Annotated in this window: 17 protein-coding genes and 1 pseudogene; 9 read left to right on the top strand and 9 right to left on the bottom strand. The window is 64.0% G+C overall.

Features of this window, described 5'->3' with window-relative positions; all coding sequences use genetic code 11:
* Positions 1-58: 58 nt before the first annotated feature.
* Both FJV77_RS11350 and FJV77_RS11345 read right to left on the bottom strand, forming a co-directional pair.
* Positions 59-532: a hypothetical protein gene (locus FJV77_RS11350; RefSeq protein WP_142866896.1), complete on the bottom strand. Its 474-nt coding sequence runs from the start codon at positions 530-532 to the stop codon at positions 59-61.
* Between the two features lie 172 nt (positions 533-704).
* The gene (locus FJV77_RS11345) at positions 705-1,010 is read right to left on the bottom strand and encodes a ribbon-helix-helix domain-containing protein (protein WP_142866895.1); all 306 of its coding nucleotides are present in this window, start codon (positions 1,008-1,010) and stop codon (positions 705-707) included.
* 232 nt (positions 1,011-1,242) lie between these two features.
* On the opposite strand from FJV77_RS11345, the pseudogene FJV77_RS32645 reads away from it, so the two are divergent.
* Positions 1,243-1,356, top strand: a pseudogene (locus tag FJV77_RS32645) (lactoylglutathione lyase); the annotation flags it as partial.
* Here FJV77_RS32645 and FJV77_RS11335 read toward each other — a convergent pair.
* Positions 1,355-2,515, bottom strand: a complete 1,161-nt coding sequence (locus tag FJV77_RS11335) for an FAD-binding oxidoreductase (protein WP_142866894.1) — start codon at positions 2,513-2,515, stop codon at positions 1,355-1,357. The pseudogene FJV77_RS32645 and the gene FJV77_RS11335 sit on opposite strands and share 2 nt — an antisense overlap.
* Before the next feature lie 236 nt (positions 2,516-2,751).
* On the opposite strand from FJV77_RS11335, the gene FJV77_RS11330 reads away from it, so the two are divergent.
* The 5 genes from FJV77_RS11330 (at position 2,752) to FJV77_RS11310 (ending at position 9,472) form a co-directional block, all read left to right on the top strand.
* Positions 2,752-3,651: a LysR family transcriptional regulator gene (locus FJV77_RS11330; protein WP_142866893.1), complete on the top strand. Its 900-nt coding sequence runs from the start codon at positions 2,752-2,754 to the stop codon at positions 3,649-3,651.
* Between the two features lie 89 nt (positions 3,652-3,740).
* Positions 3,741-5,819: a hydantoinase/oxoprolinase family protein gene (locus FJV77_RS11325; RefSeq protein ID WP_142866892.1), complete on the top strand. Its 2,079-nt coding sequence runs from the start codon at positions 3,741-3,743 to the stop codon at positions 5,817-5,819.
* 4 nt (positions 5,820-5,823) lie between these two features.
* A complete protein-coding gene (locus FJV77_RS11320; RefSeq protein ID WP_142866891.1) occupies positions 5,824-7,809 on the top strand; it encodes a hydantoinase B/oxoprolinase family protein in 1,986 nt (661 codons plus the stop codon).
* On the top strand, positions 7,806-8,108 hold the full coding sequence (locus FJV77_RS11315) for a (2Fe-2S)-binding protein (protein WP_142866890.1): 303 nt from the start codon (positions 7,806-7,808) through the stop codon (positions 8,106-8,108). Before FJV77_RS11320 ends, FJV77_RS11315 begins: the two co-directional genes overlap by 4 nt.
* Positions 8,105-9,472 (top strand): FAD/NAD(P)-binding oxidoreductase, encoded by a 1,368-nt coding sequence (locus tag FJV77_RS11310; RefSeq protein WP_142866889.1) that lies wholly within the window; start codon positions 8,105-8,107, stop codon positions 9,470-9,472. Before FJV77_RS11315 ends, FJV77_RS11310 begins: the two co-directional genes overlap by 4 nt.
* Positions 9,473-9,524: 52 nt before the next feature.
* Here FJV77_RS11310 and FJV77_RS11305 read toward each other — a convergent pair whose 3' ends face one another.
* Positions 9,525-10,850, bottom strand: a complete 1,326-nt coding sequence (locus tag FJV77_RS11305; protein WP_142866888.1) for an FAD-binding oxidoreductase — start codon at positions 10,848-10,850, stop codon at positions 9,525-9,527.
* A gap of 223 nt (positions 10,851-11,073) precedes the next feature.
* Here FJV77_RS11305 and FJV77_RS11300 point away from each other — a divergent pair, with 223 nt between their 5' ends.
* Positions 11,074-11,550: an Lrp/AsnC family transcriptional regulator gene (locus FJV77_RS11300; RefSeq protein WP_038644676.1), complete on the top strand. Its 477-nt coding sequence runs from the start codon at positions 11,074-11,076 to the stop codon at positions 11,548-11,550.
* 31 nt (positions 11,551-11,581) lie between these two features.
* On the opposite strand, the gene FJV77_RS11295 is transcribed toward FJV77_RS11300, so the two are convergent.
* A complete protein-coding gene (locus tag FJV77_RS11295; RefSeq protein ID WP_142866887.1) occupies positions 11,582-12,523 on the bottom strand; it encodes a LysR substrate-binding domain-containing protein in 942 nt (313 codons plus the stop codon).
* Between the two features lie 99 nt (positions 12,524-12,622).
* Between FJV77_RS11295 and FJV77_RS11290 the strand changes: the two genes are divergently transcribed.
* Complete coding sequence (locus FJV77_RS11290; RefSeq protein ID WP_246691219.1) at positions 12,623-14,671, top strand: NADH:flavin oxidoreductase; 2,049 nt, start codon at positions 12,623-12,625, stop codon at positions 14,669-14,671.
* 58 nt (positions 14,672-14,729) lie between these two features.
* A complete protein-coding gene (locus FJV77_RS11285; RefSeq protein ID WP_142866885.1) occupies positions 14,730-15,206 on the top strand; it encodes an Lrp/AsnC family transcriptional regulator in 477 nt (158 codons plus the stop codon).
* Between the two features lie 76 nt (positions 15,207-15,282).
* Here the strand turns inward: FJV77_RS11285 and FJV77_RS11280 are convergent, their stop codons facing one another.
* The 4 genes from FJV77_RS11280 to FJV77_RS11265 all read right to left on the bottom strand — a co-directional run bounded on the left by FJV77_RS11280 (position 15,283) and on the right by FJV77_RS11265 (position 20,425).
* Positions 15,283-16,938 (bottom strand): ABC transporter ATP-binding protein, encoded by a 1,656-nt coding sequence (locus FJV77_RS11280; RefSeq protein ID WP_142866884.1) that lies wholly within the window; start codon positions 16,936-16,938, stop codon positions 15,283-15,285.
* The gene (locus tag FJV77_RS11275; RefSeq protein ID WP_142866883.1) at positions 16,935-17,786 is read right to left on the bottom strand and encodes an ABC transporter permease; all 852 of its coding nucleotides are present in this window, start codon (positions 17,784-17,786) and stop codon (positions 16,935-16,937) included. The genes FJV77_RS11280 and FJV77_RS11275 overlap by 4 nt, the downstream gene beginning before the upstream one ends.
* Entirely contained in the window at positions 17,783-18,733 is a 951-nt protein-coding gene (locus FJV77_RS11270) for an ABC transporter permease (protein WP_142866882.1), read from the bottom strand. The genes FJV77_RS11275 and FJV77_RS11270 overlap by 4 nt, the downstream gene beginning before the upstream one ends.
* Positions 18,734-18,814: 81 nt before the next feature.
* On the bottom strand, positions 18,815-20,425 hold the full coding sequence (locus tag FJV77_RS11265; RefSeq protein ID WP_142866881.1) for an ABC transporter substrate-binding protein: 1,611 nt from the start codon (positions 20,423-20,425) through the stop codon (positions 18,815-18,817).
* Between the last annotated feature and the right edge of the window lie 51 nt (positions 20,426-20,476).

Genomic DNA, 20,476 nt, shown 5'->3' with positions numbered 1-20,476 from the left:
GCCATTTCTGTATGCTGTCGCGGATAGGACGTGCACAGCGACGCCCGGATATCAGTCCTTAGTCGATTCCTAGTTTCGCACCGATATCGGCCGCAAGCTGCTCTTCGGTATAAGTCGCGGTCAGCCGCGATCCATCCAACCCGGCAAGCGCCTCGGCGATGGTTTCGTCGACCGGTGAGAAAAAGCCATTCTGCTTCTTTGCCAGCACGAAGATCTGGTCTCCATTCCGGTTGCGGACGTCGCCGATATGGTGAAGCTGGCGGCCCGTGTTCTGATCCTTCGAGATCACGCGGCCGTTGATGGTGACCTGGATGGACGGCTTGGCTTCGGCCACAGGCGCGGCACTGGCGCCAACATGGATGATCAGGCCTTCCGCCTTCGGTTGCTGGCGCGGCTTCCTGGAAGCCGAATAGCCGCCGCCGCTGATCTGGTCGGCAAGGCGAACGATGGTCGAGCGGTTCTGCTCAATCAATCTCTTGACTTGTACGTCCTCGCGCCGCGGGCCATCCCGCTTGGAGATAATTTCAACCATGAATCCTCCCAGATTCGCTTGGCGTCGCCGTTGGTACGGCTTGTTCCTCTTTTGAGGTGAACTCTACACCGCCTCGGTGAAGTTCGCCATTCCTATCCCATAGCGCCAAAATTCGGGTCGTCGGTAGCAGGCGGCTGCTACACGGGATCGGGCGTTTTGAGTCATGCCCGTGTCAGGCTGCCTTGTTCGTCAATTCCGAGCGGTCGCTGTCAAATGGTTGCCTGTTGCGCAGGTAGAGTGCGCACGTGGTGCGCAGCATAGAGGCAAAGTTCGGGATATGGCCGTTGATCTCCAGCGCTTCATCGTAAAGCGTCGAGAGGAATTTCGGCGCCGTCATCCCCTGTCCATGGGCGATTTCGTCCAACAGGGTCCAAAAAGTGGCCTCGAGCTGGATGCTCGTCGAATGGCCACCTATTCGAACTGAGCGATTGATTAGCCGATACCCTTCCGGATCCTGCCCGGCAAAGACCTTACACATGCGAAGACCTCCCGTTTGATGTTGCTTTGGCGCGGCTTCTGGGCCCATTCGCCGATATGATACCAACCCGAAGCGCATTTTCCGCTCAATTTGCAGTGACTACAATCGGACCTTAGTGCGTGAACCAGCCTTACGCCAATTTCCTGACGTGGTAACCGGCTGCCACCCCTTTTTGCCACCAATGAGCCATCGTCGGCGGCATCCGAGAACACCCGGCAGATTGGAGGTTCCTTTGGCGAAAGCAATTCACTCGATGATCCGGGTGGTGGACGAGAACCTGTCGGTCAGGTTCTACAAAAGCGCATTCGGACTCGATGTTGCGGACCGGTGGGATTTCGACACATTCATCCAGTGGGCTTGGTCCACATGCCGTCGGCCGAATCCCTCCAGGCGGCGCGGCCGAAGCGATCGACCCTGAAATCGTCGAGTGGTGTTTCGCAACGGTCGGTCGTCATGAGCTCGGCCATGGCGTCGCCCACGCCCGGGCCGAGCTGGAAGCCATGTCCGCTGAAGCCGAAGGCGTGGAACAGGCCTGGCGTCGTCGCTGAGCGTCCCATGACCGGCAGCATATCCCGAACATAGCCCTCGCATCCGGACCAGGTGCGGATGACCGCGACCTTCGCGATTGCCGGGAGCAGCCGCGCGACGGCGCGGAGTTGCAACGGGAGGCGCATGGGATCAGCGAGCGCATGGCCCGGATCGAGGTCCACCCTCACCCTTTCTGCCGCGCCACCGAAGACGATGTTGCCGCGCTCGACCTGGCGTAGATAGGCGCCATGGTCCTTGTCGCGGGTCCAGATGCCGACCACCGGCAGGATCCGATGCGGCAGCGGTTCGGTCACGCCCATTTGCGGACCGCGGGCGTCGAGCGGGACTTCTTCGCCGAACTCAGCGGCGATGCGCGCGCCCCAGGCTCCGGCGGTGTTGAGCAGGCACTCCGAGGCGAATGAGCCCTTCGAACTGGTAATTAGGAAACCGGAGCCGGTATAGGTGATCTTCTCGGTCTCGGCTCCCTCGATGATTTGCGCCCCCAGTTTGTGGGCCGCCGCCGCAAAGGCCGGCGCGATCAGCCGCGGATTGCCGCTGCCGTCATGCGGAGAAAATGACGCGGCGATCGCGTCGGTGCCGAGGCCGGGAAAGCGGGCGCTAATCTCTCGTGGGCCGAGTTCTTCCAGCTCGAGGCCCCAGGGCTGCGCGGCTTGGGCATAGGCCCGCATGTCGGCAAGGCTTCCTTCATCGAAGATCAGCCGGACATGACCGGTGGCGCGGAACTCGACGTCGCGGCCAAGCATCTTTTCGGCTTCGCCCCACAGTCGAAGCGAGCGGTGGGCCAGCGGAAGCTGGGACAGATGGCGTCCCGTGCGCCGGATGTTGCCGAAGGAGGCGACTGTCGCTCCGGTGCCGACCCGATTGCGCTCGATCAGCGTCACGCGCGCGCCGCGCCGGGCGAGGAAATAGGCCGAAGCCGTCCCCATCAGTCCGCCGCCCAGCACGATCACATCCATGGTTATTCCCTAGAGCATGATCCCGAAAAGTGGGAACCGGTTTTCTCGGACAAACGGTTTCCGTTTGTCCAGAGATCATGCTCCAACAAAGAGCTAGATGACGGCTATTCGACCAAATGTCATCCTCATCTAGCGCGGAGCGGACAATCCCTGAAGGCGCCGATCTTGTCGGCACCGCTTCATTGCGTCAAAGATGGGTTTGGACAACAGCCATAAGCTTAGCCTATGGAGTGGCGATGCGTGCCCGTCAGCTCGAAGTGTTCATCGCCGTCATGCGCGCGGGCACCGTGACCGCCGCGGCGCGGATGCTGAACATCTCCCAGCCCGCGCTCAGCCAGATCCTGCTCCACACCGAGGACGAACTCGGCTTCACGCTGTTCGAGCGGGTTAAGGGCCGGCTGCGGCCGACCCCGGAGGCACTTGAGATCTTCGCCGATGCCGAGAGGCTGTCGGCGGGGCTGGAGGGCTTGCGCCGCAAGACCACAGACCTGCGTTTGGGCCGGACGGGGCTGGTGCGGGTCGCGGCCTCGCCGCCGCCGGCCATGGCTATCTTGCCGCGCGCATTCACCAGCTTCCGGGCGCAGCATCCCGATATTCTGCTGCGTTCCCATAGCGCGCCGATCGCCGCGATCGTCGACATGCTGCGCGCCGGCGATGCCAGCCTCGGCGTGGCGTTGGACGACCGGCTGCCTCCCGATATCGATGCAGAGGTGATCGGCAGCGTCGGCTTCGCCTGCCTGCTGCCCGCCGGGCATGCATTGGCCGGGAAAACCGAGTTGAGCCTCGCCGATCTCGCCGGGGAAGAGTTGATATCCTATCGCGGAAACACCCGCCCCGCCGACGAGTTGGCCCACGCGGCCCGCGCGCAAGGTGTGGCGCTTTCGCCGTCGCTCGAGATCGACGTCTCCATCTCGGCGGTCGGCTTCGTCCAGGCCGGCCTGGGTGTCGCCCTGGTCGACGCGCTGCTGCCCTGGCATCAGTTTGCCGGGCTTGCCGTTAGGCCGCTCGCGAATGGGCCGGAATTTCCGATCGCGCTGCTCACCTCGCGCACAAGGGCTCTCTCGCGGGTCGATGAAATGATGCGCGACCAGATCCGCACCGCCTGTTCCGTCGTGCTCGGCGGTGCCAGGGCATAAGCAAGACTTATATCGTTCCTCTTCATACGTCTTGGACCCTGGCCATCCTGTCGTGTCAGCTTTGGTTGGCAGACAGGAAGGGACGCATCATGGATGGTGTCATCGCGGCCAACGAGGCGCGGAACGAAACCGACTGGAAGGTCGGCGTCGATATCGGCGGCACATTCATCGATTTCTGCGCGCTGGAAGCCCGCTCCGGTCGCGTCGCCTCGCTGAAAGTGCTGACGACGCCGGAGGATCCGGGCGCCGAGCTGATGACGGGCCTCACGCTTCTGGCCGAACGCGAAGGCTTTGATCCTACCCGTATGACACACTTCGTGCACGGTACGACGGTTGGCATCAACACGATCATCCAGCGCAAGGGCGCACCGCTCGCGCTGTTCACCAATGCCGGCTTTGAGGACGTTATCGAACTGGCGCGGCTGCGCATGCCGGACATGTATTCGCTGTTTTGCGCGCGGCCGGACCCGCTGATCTCGCGCGACATGGTTTTCGGCATTCCGGCGCGCATGCGTGCCGATGGCAGCGAATCCCGGGCGCCGGACATGGCGGCGGTGGAAAGGGCGGTGGCATTGGCGAAAGCGAACGGGGCGCTGGGGATCATCGTGTCCTTCCTCCATTCCTGGCGCAATGCCGCGCAGGAAGCATCCGTGAAGGCGACGATCGCGCGTCTTGCGCCCGACCTCTTCGTCTTCTCCTCGGCCGAGGTCTGGCCGGTCATCCGCGAATACGAGCGCACCTCGACCGCCATCCTCAACGGCTATGTCCATCCGCGCGTCTCCGGCTATCTGACGGCGCTGGAACAGCGGTTGAAAAGCCGTGGCGTACCGGCGCGTCCGATGCTGACGAAGTCGAATGGCGGCCTGATGAACGCTGCCGAGGGCAAGCGCGCCTGCGTGAACATGCTTTTGTCGGGAACGGCCTCCGGTGTCATCGGCGCCTCCTGGCTGGCGCGTCAGGCAGGCGAAGACAAGGTTCTTACACTCGACATCGGCGGCACCTCGGCGGACTTCGCGCTCATCATCGGCGGCGAGGCGCAGTTCGGCACCGGCGAGCTGATCGGCGAATTTCCGCTCCATATCCCCTCCGTGTCGGTCAGCTCGATCGGTGTCGGCGGCGGCTCGATCGCCAGTGTCGATGCGCAGGGGGTGCTGCGGGTCGGACCGGAATCGGCCGGTTCGACGCCGGGACCGGCCTGCTACGGCCGTGGCGGCGAGAGGCCGACGGTGACGGACGCCATGGTGGTGTGCGGATGGCTCGGTCACAGCGAGATGGCCTATGGCCAGCTCAGAATCGATACCGGCCTGGCGCATCGCGCGGTCGGCGAGCTTGCCACCCGGCTCGGCCGCCCCATCGAGCAGACCGCGCAGGCGATCCTGGATATCGCGGTGTCGGAGATGTTCGTCGAGGTCGAGAAGCTCGCCTCGCGCGCCGGCGTCGACTTGCGCGACTTCACGCTGATGCCTTTCGGCGGTGGCGGGCCGATGCTCGGCGCTTTTCTTGCCCGTGAACTCGGCATGAAGCGTGTGATGGCGCCGCGCCGCCCCGGCGTGGTGTCGGCGCTCGGCGGACTGGTGGCGGATTTGCGCGGGGATTTCATTCGCACCATCTTCACCCCGCTCTCGGGCGTGTCGCTCGCCGGAATTCGCAAGGCCTTCGAGGCGCTGGCGCAAGAGGGGCGCGACTGGCTTGCGGCGCAGGGGCACGACGCGGCCGCGGACCTCACTTTCTCCTGCGACATGCGCTATGTCGGGCAGAGCTATGAGATCGAGGTTGTCCTGTCGCCGCAATGGTTGGCAGATGGTGATGCGACCACCATCGCGAAGGCCTTCCATCTCACCCATCAGCAGCTCTACGACTTCCACGACGTTGATGGCGAGATCGAACTCGTGAACGTGCGGCTGTCCGCAGTGGGCGCGGGGCCGAAGCTCTCCCTCCCGGAGACCGACGAGATCGACGCTCCGGCCATCCCGGCGCGCCGTCTTCCCGTCTACACGGGCGCGAGCGTCGAGACCGTCGACCTCCACGACCGGCAGACCCTCGTGCCGGGCAGCACGTTCCACGGGCCTGCCGTGGTCGTTCAGGAAGACACGACCTTCGCCATTCCCGCGGGAGCGCAGGCGCGGGTCGACCGCCATCTCAATCTTCTGCTGACCTTCGCGGAGTGACGCCATGTTTGACCGGACAAACCTTCAGGTTCTGGCGAACCATGCCCGCGCGGCCGCCGAGAACATGGCGCACACGCTGCACCGCACCGCGCACTCCGCCTTCGTCAAGGAGACGCAGGACTTCACCGTGATGCTGATGGACCGTTCAGGCGCCACCTTCGCCGTGCCAATGGAACTCGGCGCCACCTGGTATCCGGGGCTTTCGTATCACCGTGCGATCGCGATGGTCGACGACTACCGGCCGGGAGATGTCGCCTTCACCAACGATCCCTATTCGGGCCACGTCGCCACGCACGCGCCCGACACGCATCTGTGGAAGCCGGTCTTCGTCGACCGCGACATCGTCGCCTGGACCGGTGGCCATATCCACAACACCGACATGGGTGGCGCGGTGCCGGCTTCGCTCAGCCGGGCGCTGACTGAAATCCATCAGGAAGGCATCCGCTTTCCGCCCATGAAGCTGGTGAATGAGGGCATCTTCGACGAGTCGATCCTGCGGATCATGAGCACCAATGTGCGCAAGCCCGACCTTAACATCGGGGACATCAAAGCGCTGGTCGGTGCGCTCAACACCGGCGAGCGCAAGATCCAGGCAATGGTGCGGAAGTTCGGCAAGGCCGGCTTCATCGAAGGCGTTGCCGCGCTTCTCGACCAGGCGGAAGCGCAGGCGCGCGACGTGCTTCGCGCCATGCCCGACGGCACATGGGAATTCGCCGACTATGCCGACGAGGATTCCGTCGAGGCCAATCCGTGCCGGCTGAAGCTGACGCTGACGATCAAGGGCGATGCGGCGGTGCTCGACTTCACTGGCTCGGATCCGCAGCTCGGTTCCTCGCTCAACGTGCCTTCCGGCGGCGACCCGCGACACACCATGCTGCTGGTGGGTGTCTACTACGTGCTCTATACGCTCAACCCCAAGATTCTGCTCAACACCGGCCTGACCCGGCCGTTTACCTGCATCACGCCCCGGGGCTCCGTGCTGAACCCGGTACACCCCGCCGCCGTAGGCATGCGCTCGCTCACCTGCGCCCGACTGCGGTCGGTCATCTTCGGTGCCTTCTCGCAGGTGATGCCTGAGCGCCTGCCCGCGGCGCCGGCCGGCAACAACTGCATCGTTAACGTCATGACCACGGATGAGCGCACCTGCCGGACCGTCATCACGGCGGTGAACCCCGTGGTCGGCGGCGGCGGCGCGATGCCGCATCGCGATGGGACCAATGGATCAGGCGCGGATGCAGCCTATCTCAAGAACACGCCGATCGAGATCACCGAGACCGAAACTCCGGTCGAATTCGTGAAATACGGGCTCGCCAGGGACAGTGGCGGCGCGGGCCGCTGGCGCGGCGGGCTGGCGACAGAGATGGCCTTCCGCGTCTTCGCTCCTGATTCCAGGATCACGGCCCGCAACCGCGACCGCAGCTTCTTCCGTCCCTGGGGCGTGCTGGGCGGCAAGGCGGCCGGCCTGTCGGACATGATCGTCAATCCAGGGACCGAGCACGAGCGGCGGCTGGGCAACATTGACACCACTGTGCTGCAGCCCGGCGATGTGCTTGAGATCCGCTCCGCCGGAGGCGGCGGACGCGGCGATCCACATCAACGCGAACCCTGGCGGGTCGCACAGGATGTGCGGCGCGGCTACGTCTCGACGACAGCTGCCGAGCACGACTATGGCGTCGTCATCCGTGGCGGCGAGATCGACGAGCTGGCAACGGGGCAACTGCGTGCGCGGCAGGAGCCGGCCGCCGGCCATTTCCATTTCGGTCCGGAGCGCGACGGTTACGAAGCGCAGTGGACGCCGTTGGCTTACGACCGGCTCACCGCCATACTGAGGGACTTGCCGATCCATTGGCGGTTCTTCGCCAAGACGGAGATCTTCCGCCGCATGAAGGGGCGCTCGGGGCCGGAAGGCGTCCAGGCGGCGTTCGATGCGGTCTGCGAACGGTTCCCCGAACTGCCGCGTCCGCGCCCCGTACGAGAGGCCGCGGAATGATCATCGACGGCCGCATCGTCCGGCTGGCCGAACGCCACCGGGCGCAGCTGCATTTCTTTCTCGACGGTGAGATGCACGGCGCGCTTGCGGGCGACACCGTGCTGACCGCCATGCTGGCGTCAGGGCACGCGTTGCGAAAGTCCGAGTTCGGAGCCGAGCCGCGCGCTGGCTTCTGCCTGATGGGAGCCTGCCAGGATTGCTGGGTATGGCAGGACGAGGGACCGCGCCTGCGGGCGTGCTCGACACTTCTCAGCGAAGGCATGCGGTTGCGCACGATGCCATCGGAGAGCTGGCTGTGAGCGAGACCCCGCCGCCGTGGATCGTGATCGTGGGCGCCGGTCCGGCTGGCATAAGGGCCGCCGCGACGCTTGTGGAGGCCGGGCTCCACCCGGTGGTGATCGACGAAGGGCAGCGCGCAGGCGGACAGATCTATCGCCGCCCGCCCGCCGGGTTCACCCGCACCGCGAAGCAGCTCTACGGGTCGGAGGCGGCGAAGGCGGACGCGCTGCATGCGCTGTTCGACTGGCTGGCCAAAGAGAGGCGGCTCACCCATTGCGCGGCGAGTTCGGTTATCGCCGCGCAGAACGGGCGACTGCACGTGCTGGGGGAGGGCGGCGTGCAGCTAGTCAGCTATGACCGCTTGATCCTTGCCACCGGCGCGTCCGACCGTGTCGCTCCGGTCCCGGGCTGGCAGAGCGCCGGCGTCTACAGCCTCGGCGCGGCGCAGATCGCGCTCAAGGCGCAGGGCGTGGCGCTTGGGCGGCGCCCCGTCCTGATCGGATCGGGGCCTTTGCTGACGCTGGTCGGCGCCCAGCTCGTCAAAGCTGGAGCCGATGTGGCGGCGGTGCTGGACACTTCTCCCTGGCATCAGCAGATGCGGGGGCTCTGGCAGCTTGCCGCCCGGCCGCTCGTCACGCTGCGCGGTCTGGCCCTGCGGGCAAGGCTCGGCGGCCGTTACCATGCGGGCGTGACGCTCGAGCGGATCGAGGCTGACGAAAAAGGTGTCACGGCGATGCGCTGGCGCGACGCCGGCGGCCGGGAGCACCGCACTCCTTGCGACATGATAGGCATGGGCTGGCACCTGCGGGCGGAGACGCATCTGTCCGACCTGGCGGGATGCGCCTTCACCTATGACGAGCGGTGGCGGCAATGGCTGCCGAAGACCGACCAGATGGGGCGCGCTGGCGACGGAGTCTATCTCGCGGGCGATGGAGTTCGTCTTCTGGGAGCAGACGGCGCGGAGATCGCGGGGCATCTGGCGGCAGTGGCGTGCCTTGCCGATCTTGGATTTCCAGCGCCGTCCGCCGGCGCCGATCTGCGCAAGCTTGCGCGGTTCGAGCGCTTTGCCCGTGGCCTGGCTTGCGCCTTTCCCTGGCCGGCAGCGATGACACGGGCGCTCCCCGACGACGCGATCGTCTGCCGTTGCGAGAACGTGACCGCCGGAGATGTACGCGAAAGTGTGGATTTCGGCGGCGGCGAAGCGAACAGGGTGAAATCGCTGTCGCGCGTCGGCATGGGGCGATGCCAGGGACGCTATTGTCAGTTGGCCGCCGTCGAACTCATCGCGGCGCAGACCGGCTGCACGCCTGCTACAGTAGGCCGGTTGCGCGAGCAAGCGCTTGTCCGCCCGGCGCCCGTCGGCGCTTTTCTGCGGGACGGCTGATGCGGTTCCACAGTGATCTCCGCAGGGCTGCCGGAACATGCCGAACTTTGGATTAGAAGTCGGCGACCTTCCCCCACACGGAAGCATCGAAGCGCCGAGGATCGTAGGACGTCGGGTCGACGATCGGTTGCGACCCGGTCACCAGATCGGCGACGAGGTATCCGGCGCCGGGTCCGATGCCGAAGCCGTGTCCCGAAAATCCGGCGGCCAGGAAGAAACCCGGAACACTATGGATCTCGCCGATCGCAGGCACGCCGTCCGGCGTGCTGTCGATGTAGCCGGCCCAGGCTGCGCAGATCCTGGTCTGGCGCAGTGCCGGCAGCAGCTCGAGTGCCCGGGCGTGGGTCAGGCGGATGGTCGCCTGGTCCGGGGCCGGATCGAGGATGCGCATCCGCTCCATTGGCGTCGGCTGGTCGAGCCGCCAGTGCCGGAGCGTTTCGTGGCCCGAGCGCACGCCCTGCAGACCGCCGGGCGCGAGGCTTCGCCACCGCTTCAGGAACATGGGCAGGAACTGCGACGAGAAGCGCAGCTGCTGCGGCGTGACGTCCACGCGGCCGCGTCCGCTTATGGCGAGCGTGTAGCCGCCGTCGCCGCGACGCGTGGCCGAAATCCGTGCCGTGTGCAGCGCATCCGGCAGGCCCTCAGCGCCGGGCGAGACGGACAGGATGGAGGATCGGACCGACGCCTGCGGAAAGCGGAAGCCGAACTGATGGCAGAAGGAGGACGCCCACGCGCCGCCGGCCAGGACCGCCAGCTTCGTCCGGATCGTTCCGCTTTCGGTGACCACGCCGCTCAGGCGCCCGCTCTCGGTCTCTATACCGCGCGCGGCGCAATTCTGGTGCACGGAGCTCCCGAGCTTGAGGATAGCGCGGGCGACCGAGGGCGCGGCCCGCGACGGATCGGCGGTGCCGTCGGTCGGCGAGAAGACGCCGCCTTTCCAGGTCCGGCCCGTGGCGCGGCCCCGTTCGCTGGCTTCGGCGCCGTCAAGCATGTGCGTGGTGACGCCGGCCGTTTTGGCGAAGTCACGCCAGCGCGCCCAGCCGGCCAGTTCCGCGTCGTCATTGCTGAGATAGAGCAGGCCACAGCGCCGAAAGCCGGTGTCCTCGCCGGTTTCCGCCGCGAAGCTGTTCCACAGATCGAGGCTTCGGGTTGCCATTGGCAGCTCGCGGGCGTCGCGGTTCTGCTGGCGGCACCATCCCCAGTTCCTGGATGATTGTTCGGCGCCGATGCGGCCCTTTTCGACGAGAGCGACCTGCATGCCGCGCCTGGCCAGATAATAGGCCGCGAAGACGCCGACGATGCCGCCGCCGATCACCACCGCGTCCGCGGACTGTGGCAGTTCGCCAGATGTCTCGATTTGCTGCAATTGAGCGCGCATGGTCTCTCTGCCTTGACGCGCCAATCTACCGCGTTGTGCAGGCAGTCGCTGCCGCAGTTGAAGCTGAAGCAGAATTTTATTCCGGCAGGCCGGTCAAAATCGGGAGCCGCTGCGTTTCAAAGCGCTGTCCGCTTGGATGGACAGGCCAACGGGCTGTGGTAGTGTCAATGCCTATGAGCAAGGCAGCATTTTGTGCTGTGGCATGCGTTCTGCGGAGACGGCCATGAAACTGGATCGGATCGACATCAAGATTCTTCACGAATTGCAGAAGAACGGCCGCATCACCAATGTGGAACTGGCTGATCTGGTGCATCTGTCGCCGAGCCCGTGCCTCATGCGGGTGAAGAAATTGCAGTCGGAAGGCTACATCGAAGGCTATTCCGCGCAGGTCAATATCGGCAAGCTCGGCCAGACGCTGACCGTGTTCACCGAAATCACCTTGAAGAACCATCGCCAGGTGGACTTCGCCCGCTTTCTCGCCGTTGTGGAGAAGATTGACCAGGTCATCGAATGCCACCTCGTGTCGGGCGGCTACGACTATTTGATGAAATTCGTGACCGCCGGCATCGCCGAGTACCAGACCATCATGGAACGGCTGACCGACATGGATATCGGCATCGACAAGTATTTCAGCTTCGTGGTGCTGAAGTCCCCGATCGTCAAGGCGCACATGCCGCTGCCCAGCCTGTTTCCGAGGTAGTCAACGACGAGCGCGCTGCGCTTGTCGCCCGCTACAAGGTGTCCGGCCGCAATATCGGGTGCAGCGCTTTCAATTCGGCTTGCATCTCGGCGATCATCCACGCGCAGATGTCGGAGACGACAGGCCGTACCGGCCTTGAGCGCGGTGCAATCAGCTGATGGATCCGGCCTGTCTTGATCTGTCTGTCCGAGGCCGGGACAAGGGTTCCCTGAAGCAACGCCCTTGAAACGTTGCTGAGCCAGCCGAGCGCCACGCCTTCCCCGTTCATGGCGGCTTGAAGCACGACCGCGTAGTCCGAGAATTCGAGCCACTTTGCCTTGCTGGTCTTGCGGTCCGCCACACTGCCCCATGCGTCCAGCCACCGCTCCTTGGCGTCGGTCAGGTGAAGCAGGGCATGACCTTCCCCGGTTCCGGCATGGATCAACCGACCGTGGGCCGACAAATAGGATGGGCTGCATACCGGAACTATGATTTCCGGCGAGAATGCCCAGTGGTGATAGTGGGTGTCGTCATCGGCCAGGATTCTCGTGGCAAGGTCGACATTCTCGGCTGGTCCTCGCAGAACGCCCGCGATCAGTTCGAACCTCAGGTCGACGTCAGGAAATCTCGTGTTGAATGCCCCTAACCTGGGAACGAACCAATAGGTTGCCAGAGAACTCGAAAGTGAAAGGGTCACCACCGGCTTTGCAGCGCTGTTCTGCTTGATCCTCCGGATCACCTCCGCGATGCCGTCAAATCCCTCCCGCACAGCCGAATAGAGGGCACGTCCTTCTGCCGTCGGGGCCAATCCCGTTGGACCTCGCGTGAAAAGAGGAACACCGAAATCGGCCTCGAGCTGCGCAATGCTGCGGCTGATCGATGGTTGCGTGACGTTGAATTCGCGCGCGGCAGCGGTGAAACTGCCCGACCGGACAGCCGCTTCGAAAACCAGCAGTCCGCGCGCGGAAGGAACGAGTTTTGCGTAACCAGCCATACGCCCAGCGTATAGCCACCCCAACAATTTTCAAGCTTTCTCCAGCTCCGCAAATGACGAACTATAACCCTCATGAATGGGGCGGAGCAGGACGTGAAGATGGCGGCATCTCAAGCAGGCGGCACATCCGGCGATCCTCTGCTTCAGCCATTTCGGCTGAAGGGTCTAACGCTGCGCAACCGTGTCGTCAGTACCAGCCATGCCTCGATGCTGGACGAAGGCGGCCTGCCGCTAGAACGCTACCAGCGCTACCACGAAGAGAAAGCGCGCGGCGGCCTGGCGATGACGATGGCGGGCGGCTCGGCGATGACCTCGCCCGATTCGAGTTGGGGCGGCGGTCAGCTGGACCTTTCGAGCGATCGCATCGTCCCGCATCTCCAGTCGTTGTCGCAGCGAGTGCATCGCCACGGCGCTGCCGTCATGTGCCAGGTCTCACACCTTGGCCGGCGTGCCACCGCCTATGCCGGGAACTGGCTGCCGCCCGTGGCGCCGTCACGCGTTCGCGAGACGCGAAATCGGAATTTTCCGAAGGAGATGGACACCGCGGACATCGACCGGATCATCAAGGACTACGCCAGTGCCGCCAGGCGCTGCCTGGACGGCGATCTGGATGGTGTCGAAACCGTCACCGGCGGCCATCTGATCGGGCAATTCCTCTCGCGCAGAACCAACAGACGCACGGACGGTTTCGGCGGTTCACTGGAAAACCGCGCGCGCTTCGGCTTGATGGTTCATGAGGCGATCCGCCAAGCGGTTGGCGACGACTTCGTTGTCGGCATTCGACTGGTCATCGACGAAGCGTCCGAGGACGGGTCGGATTTCGAGGAATGCCTTGCCTTCGCCAGGCTGTTCGAGCGGGAAGGTCATGTCGACTTCTTCAACTGCATATTCGGCCGAATGGACACCGATCTGTCGCTGGCCGAGCAGAACATGCCCGGCATGTTCACCAAGAGCGCGCCGTTTCTGCCGCTGGTCGGGCAGTTCAAACGGGAAACCAGGCTGCCCGTGATCCATGCTGCAGGCATCCGGGAGATAGCGACTGCGCGGCATGCTATCCGCGAAAACCTTGTCGACCTGGTCGGCATGACTCGGGCGCATATTGCCGACTCCCATATCGTCAACAAGGTGATGCGCGGCGAAGAAGAACGCATTCGCCCGTGTGTCGGCGCATCCTACTGCCTGTACAAGAAGGTGCAGTGCATTCACAACCCGGCCAGCGGCCATGAAACGATCATCAGCCATACCATCGCCCGGGCCGAAAGGCCGAGACGTGTGGTCGTGGTCGGCGGTGGACCGGGTGGCATGGAAGCGGCAAGGGTCGCCGCCGAGCGCGGGCACAAGGTGAGCCTGCTTGAAGCTGGACCGCAGCTCGGTGGGCAGGTGCTTGTCGCGGCCTCGGCCTCCGATCGCAAGGATCTCATCGGCATAGTCGACTGGCGTACCGGTGAGCTCACTCGCCTGGGTGTGGAAGTCCGTCTCAACACCTATGCGGACGCAGAAATCGTCCTTGCCGCAAAACCGGATGCGGTCATCATCGCCACCGGCGGCATTCCGGATATGGAACGGCTGGAGGGCGCCGAGCATTGCGACAGCGTCTGGGACGTCCTGACCGGGGTCGTGCCGGCGAAGGACGACGTGCTCATCTACGATGAGACTGGTCGCCAGGCGGCAGTCTCCTGCGCCCTGCATCTTGCACGTCCGGGGCGCGTGGTCAGCCTGGCTATGGCGGACGACACGCTGGCGATCGAGACGCCCTATCCGGACCGGGTGAGTTTCCGCAAACGCGCCTCGGAACGCGGCATCCGCGTCGTCAGCGATGTGCGCCTGGTCAAGGCAGCGCGCCAGGACAACGGGATCGCCGCCACGTTCCGGCATGAACTCACCGGTGCGGAAACGGAAATGACCTCGGCCCAACTCATTGTCGAGCGCGGTACGGTACCCATGGACGATACCTACCAGGAATTGCGGGGCCGCTCCGCCAACAACGGCGTCACCGACATAGCACTCATGACCGGAACGGAATCGAAAACGGACAATGGTCCCCAGGCTGCTGGTTCGTTCGTCCTGCACCGCATTGGAGACGCAGTCGCCAGCCGGGACATCTATTCGTCGATCTATGAGGCCTACCGGCTCTGCTCGCAATTGTAGACAGGGTGAAAGCCGGCTGCGGCAGGCCGATTTGCCCTGACAGGAAGCACGTTAGCCAATGAAGCTCGATCGGATTGACATCAAGATTCTGTACGAGCTGCAGAAGAACGGCCGCATCACAAATGTAGAGCTGGCGGAACTGGTCAGCCTCTCCCCCAGCCCATGCCTGATGCGGGTAAAGAAGCTGCAGGCTGAAGGCTATATCGTGCGCTATTCGGCGCAGATCGACATCGCAAAGCTGGGACGGACGCTCACCGTCTTCACTGAAATTACGCTAAAGAACCATCGTCAGATCGACTTCGCGCGTTTCCTTGCCGCCGTGGATAAAGTTGAGGCGGCCGTCGAATGCCACCGCGTTTCCGCCCGCTACGACTATCTCTTGAAATTCGTCACGGGTGGGATTGCCGAATATCAGGCGATCGTGGAGCGGCTCACCGACATGGATATCGGCATCGACAAGTGTTTCAGCTTCGTGGTGCTGAAATCTCCCATCGTCAAGGCGCATATGCCGTTGCCCAGCCTGTTTCCAAGGTGAGGCTCTGCCGCCTTTAGTTTTTGCTTTGATGCATGTCGTTGCCCCAGAACCGCTGCACACTTCGGGGCGACATGCATTAGCGATGGCCGTACTGGCTGACCAGCTCGGGGTCGCGGACGAGACCATCGAGCCACGTCGGATCGAGCTTCGGCACGGAGGAGAACAGAAGCTTCGAATAGGGGTGGGTGGGCGCCTTCAGTCTGTCGGGCGTGATCTGCTCCACCCGCTCGCCATTGTACATGACCATGATTTCGTCGCAGATCGCTTCGACGACGGAGAGGTCGTGGCTGATGAAAATGTAGGAAAGATCCAACTCGCGCTGCAGCTCCTTGAGCAGTTCGATCACGGCGGCCGCCACCACCGTGTCGAGCGCCGAGGTGATTTCGTCGCAGATGATGAGCTTGGGTCCGGCCGCCAGAGCGCGCGCGAAGTTCACGCGCTGCTTCTGGCCTCCCGAGAGCTCCGACGGGCGACGGTAGCGCAACGTCCTGGGCAGGCGAACCATATCGAGCAGTTCGTCGACGCGCTTCGAGCGCGCCTGCCGGTCGAGTCCATGATAGAAGGCCAGCGGCCGGGAGATGATGTCCTCCACAGGCTTGGCCGGATTGAGCGCGGTATCGGCATACTGGAACACGATCTGCATCTCGCGCAGCTGGTTCTGGCTGCGCTTCCCTGCGGCGCGCTCCAGTTGCCTGCCGTCGAAGACGATGTCGCCGGCCGCCGCCGGATGGATGCCGGCGATGACGCGCGCCAGCGTCGATTTTCCGCAGCCGGATTCGCCGATGACGCCAAGATTGCGCCCCTTCTCGACGACCAGGCTGACGGAATTGACAGCGCGGATAAGCGGCAGTCCGTCGGCCCGCACCGAGCCATAGCCGGCGGTCACATCGTCGATACGCAGCAACGCCTTCGTGCCGGCATCCGCGTCCGCATGTGCTTGCCGGGGTTTCGGCTCGAAGGCAGCCAGCAATTCGCGCGTGTAGGGGTGCTGGGCAGCCGAAAGGATCTGGGCCGTGGTGCCGGCCTCCTGCACTTCGCCGCCCTTCAGCACAACGATGCGATCGGCGATCTGGGCGACGACCGCGAGGTCGTGGGAAACGTAGACACCCGCTATCCCACCGGCTCGCATGACCGACTTGAATGCCTTCAGCACGTCGATCTGCGTCGTCACGTCGAGTGCCGTCGTCGGCTCGTCGAAGATCATCAGCTTGGGATCGCCGATCAGCGCCATCGCCGCCGACAGCCGCTGTAACTGCCCGCCTGAAACCTGGTGCGGATAACGGGCGCCGATGCCTTCCGGGTCCGGCAGCGACAACGCCCGGAACAGCTCGACCGCGCGCTTTCGTGCCTGCTCGGGCGCCATCAGCCCGTGGATGCGCGTAACCTCGATCACCTGCTCCATGATGGTGGACGAAGGGTTGAAGGAGGCGGCGGCACTTTGCGGAACATAGGCGATGTCGGTGCCACGCAATTTGGCGCGCTGCTTTTCGGTAAGTGCGGCCATGTTCTTGCCGTTTACATTGATCTCGCCGCCGGTGATCCGGCAGCCAGGCCGCGCATAGCCCATCAGTGAGAGCGCGATCGTCGTCTTGCCGGAGCCGCTCTCGCCGATCAGGGCGACGATCTCGCCGTCGGCGATGTCGAGGCTGACGCCCTTGATGATGTCGACGACACGACCGGCGTCGGTCGTTGCCTCGATCCTCAGGTTCCTGACCTCGACGAGATTGGTCATGCGTCCCTGTCCCTGATCTTCTGCGGCAGGTTGTCGATCAGCAGGTTGACGCTGATGGTGAGGCTGGCGATCGCCAGCGAGGGAACGATGACAGCGGGAGCCGCGAAGGGCAGGCCGCCTATGTTCTCGCGCACCAGCGCGCCCCAGTCGGCGAGCGGCGGCTGCAGGCCGAGCCCGAGGAAGGACAGGCCGGACAGCAAGAGCACGATGAAGACGAAGCGCAGGCCGAAGTCGGCCAGCACCGGGCGCATGATATTGGGCAGGATCTCTGATCCGATGAGATAGGCGGTGCTTTCGCCGCGGACGCGAGCGACGGTCATGAAGTCCATGGTGTTGATGTTGACGGCGAGCGCCCGCGCGAAGCGATAGGCGCCCGGTATGTAGATGACGGCGAGCGTCAGGATCAGCGCTGGGATCGACGAGCCGACCGCGGCAACGACCACAAGGCCGAACAGCTTGCTGGGGATGGAGTTCATGGCGTCGAGGAAGCGGCTGAGGCAGGTGTCGAGCCAGCCGCCGGTGACGGCCGCGATCATCCCCAGCACGACGCCAGAAAAGCAGGCGATACAGACGGCGGCGAGCGATATGCCGACGGTGTAGCGCGCACCCATCAGCACCCGCGAGAGCATGTCGCGTCCCAGATAGTCCGAGCCGAGCCATAGGCCCTGTCGCATCGGGCCGAAATAATCGTCGTCGACGATGTCGCCGATCGAATGGGGAATGATGGTGGGCGCGAAGATGGCGATCAGCGTCCACGCCAGGATGACCAGCGAGGCGACGACGCCCACGAGATTGTAGCTGTGGCCCAGGAGGGACCGTCGGGAAGCTGCCACGCGCGCCATCGTCATCTGAGCCTCGGGTTGGACATGATGGCGATGATGTCGGCGATCGTGATGAGCAGGAGGTAGCCGAGGCAGAAGATCATTGCGCAGCTCTGGATCAACGGCAGGTCGCGGGTCGCGACCGCATCGACCATCAGCTTGGCGATGCCGGGATAGTTGAAGATCGTCTCCACGATGATGACGCCGCCGACCAGATAGGACAACGACAGCGCAACCGCGTTGACGATCGGCCCGAGCGCATTGGGAAGTGCGTGCTTGAGCACCATGCGGCCGCGTGAGGCGCCTTTGAGCAGCGCCATCTCGACGTAAGGCGTGGACAGCGTTTCGATCACCGCGGCGCGGGTCATGCGGATCATCTGAGCCGAGATGACGAAGGTCAGCGTGATCACCGGCATGGCATAGATGCGCACGAGATCGGTCAGCGTATGCGCCTCATTGACCGAGGACAGCGCCGGCAGCCATTTGAGATAAACGGCGAAAAGCAGGACCGCGAGGGTCGCGACCATGAATTCCGGCACCGAGATGACGCCGATCGCAAGAATGGTGACGGTGCGGTCGTAGAGCGAACCGCGCAGCATGGCGGCGGTGATGCCGAGCGTCAGCGCCAGGGGCACCGAGAGCAGCGTGGTGATGCCGGCGAGCTCCATGGTGTTGACGAAGCGCCCGCCGATCAGCGCCGTGACCGGCATCTCGTTGGCATAGGAAGTGCCGAGATCGCCGTGGAGCAGGCCGAGAAGCCAGCGCAGGAAGCGCAGGATTGCCGGATCGTTGAGATGCATGGCCTCGCGCAGGCCGGCGACGGCTTCGGGTGTAGCCGCCTGGCCGAGCAGGATCGACGCGGTGTCGCCAGGCAGCATGCTGGTGGCGAAAAACACGGCGAAAAGGACGATCAGAAGTGTAACGACCGCGATCGCCAGCCGCTTCAGCACGAGGTTTAGAACCCCAGACGTCATGGAAGCGCTCCTGCGGTTGCGTTCGGCCAAGCCATGTTGCGCAATAGGTGCCAGGGACCGACGGTCCCTGGCAGGCGCCTCTCAGGCTTCGAGCCAGAGATATTCCGCCATTGCGTAGCCCATCATGCCACCGAGCGGGTTCGCCTCCAAACCCTTCACCTTGCTGGAGAGAGCATCCACGTTGGAAATGTAGGCCGGGATGATGGTGCCGGCCTCCTCGGAGACCATGGTCTGCATCTGGCCGTAGATTTCCTTGCGCTTGGCCTGGTCGAGCGAGCCGCGCGCCTCGACCAGCAGCTTGTCGAACTTCTCGGACTTGTACTGGCTTTCGTTCCAGGGCGCGTTGGAGGCGTAGAGGAGCGAGAACAGGATGTCGGGCGTCGGGCGCGGATTGATGTTGCCGAAATGGACCGGCGCCTTGAGCCAGTAATTGTCCCAGTAGCCGTCGGACGGCACGCGCTGGACATCGAGCTTCATGCCGATATCGGCACCGGCGGCCTGGATGATCACCGCCATGTCGATCGACGACGTCGCGGCATCGGAGGCGACCACCGGGATGGACTGTCCGAGCAGGCCCGCCTTTTGGAAGTGGAACTTCGCCTTGTCCGGGTCAAAAGCCTTCGGTTTGAGGTCGGCATTGTGGAAGATGTTTGCCGGCGAGACAGGCTGGTCGTTGCCGATTTCGCCGAGGCCGCGCAATGCCGATTTGACGATCTGCTCGCGGTTGACGAGGTATTTCATGCCGGCAACGAAGTCGGCCTTGCTGCCTGGATCCATGTCAAGCCGGATGTTGAGGTCGGTGTAGTTGCCCGAGGTCGTCTTCGACAATTCGAAGCCTTGCTGGCCGCCGATGAGCTTCATCGCGCGCGGATTGATCGAGGCGGCAAAATTGATGTCGCCGGAAAGCAGAGCGTTGACGCGGGCGCTGTCGTCGCTGATGGCGATGAACTCGAAGGAGTCGAGATGTGGCGTGCCCGACTTCCAGTAGTTCTTGTTCTTGGTGACCACCGAACGCACGCCCGGTTCGAACGTTTGCAGCACGAAGGCGCCGGTGCCATTGCCCTTGGAGAAGTCCGTGGTGCCATCCTGGACGATCATGAAGTGGTGCAGCGCCAGGATGGTCGGCAGGTCGGCATTCGGGTCGGCCAGCGTGATTTCGACGGTCGATTTGTCGACCGCCTTGAAGCTGGACATCTGGGCGGCGATCTTGGCGACCTTGGAGCCGACCGCCGGATCAAGATGACGCTTCAGCGAGAAGACGACGTCGTCGGCGGTGAGGTCCTTGCCGTCGTGGAACGTGACGCCCTTGCGCAGCTTAATGGTCCAGGTCTTGGCGTCCTTGCTGTCGAAGCTCTCGGCCAGCTCCATCTGCGTGACGCCATCCTTGTCGAGGAAAGTCAGGCGGTTGTAGAGCGAGCAGCAGCGCACATAGTCGGTGGAGAGCGACGCTTTTGCAGGATCGAGCGTGTCGGCGGTCGATGACGACCAGCCGGCCGCCTTGAAATTTCCGCCGGAAACCGGCTCGGCGGCGACGGCCTGGGTGGCGCGGCCGAGCACCAGGCTGCCCGCGGCAACCGCGGCGCCGCCGGCCAACAGCATCTTGAGAAGTTCGCGGCGGCTCGCGCCCCGCCGAATGGCGTTTTCGACCATGGCATCGTCTGCGCTGGTCCAGTTCGTGATTTTGTCGGTCATATCATTCCCCTTTCTGTTTGTTTTTCCGGGTTGCTCGTCTTGCTGCGGCTT

The organism is Mesorhizobium sp. WSM4306, from assembly GCF_007003975.1.
Classification (GTDB): Bacteria; Pseudomonadota; Alphaproteobacteria; order Rhizobiales; family Rhizobiaceae; genus Mesorhizobium.
This window is presented reverse-complemented; position numbering and strand designations above follow the sequence as displayed.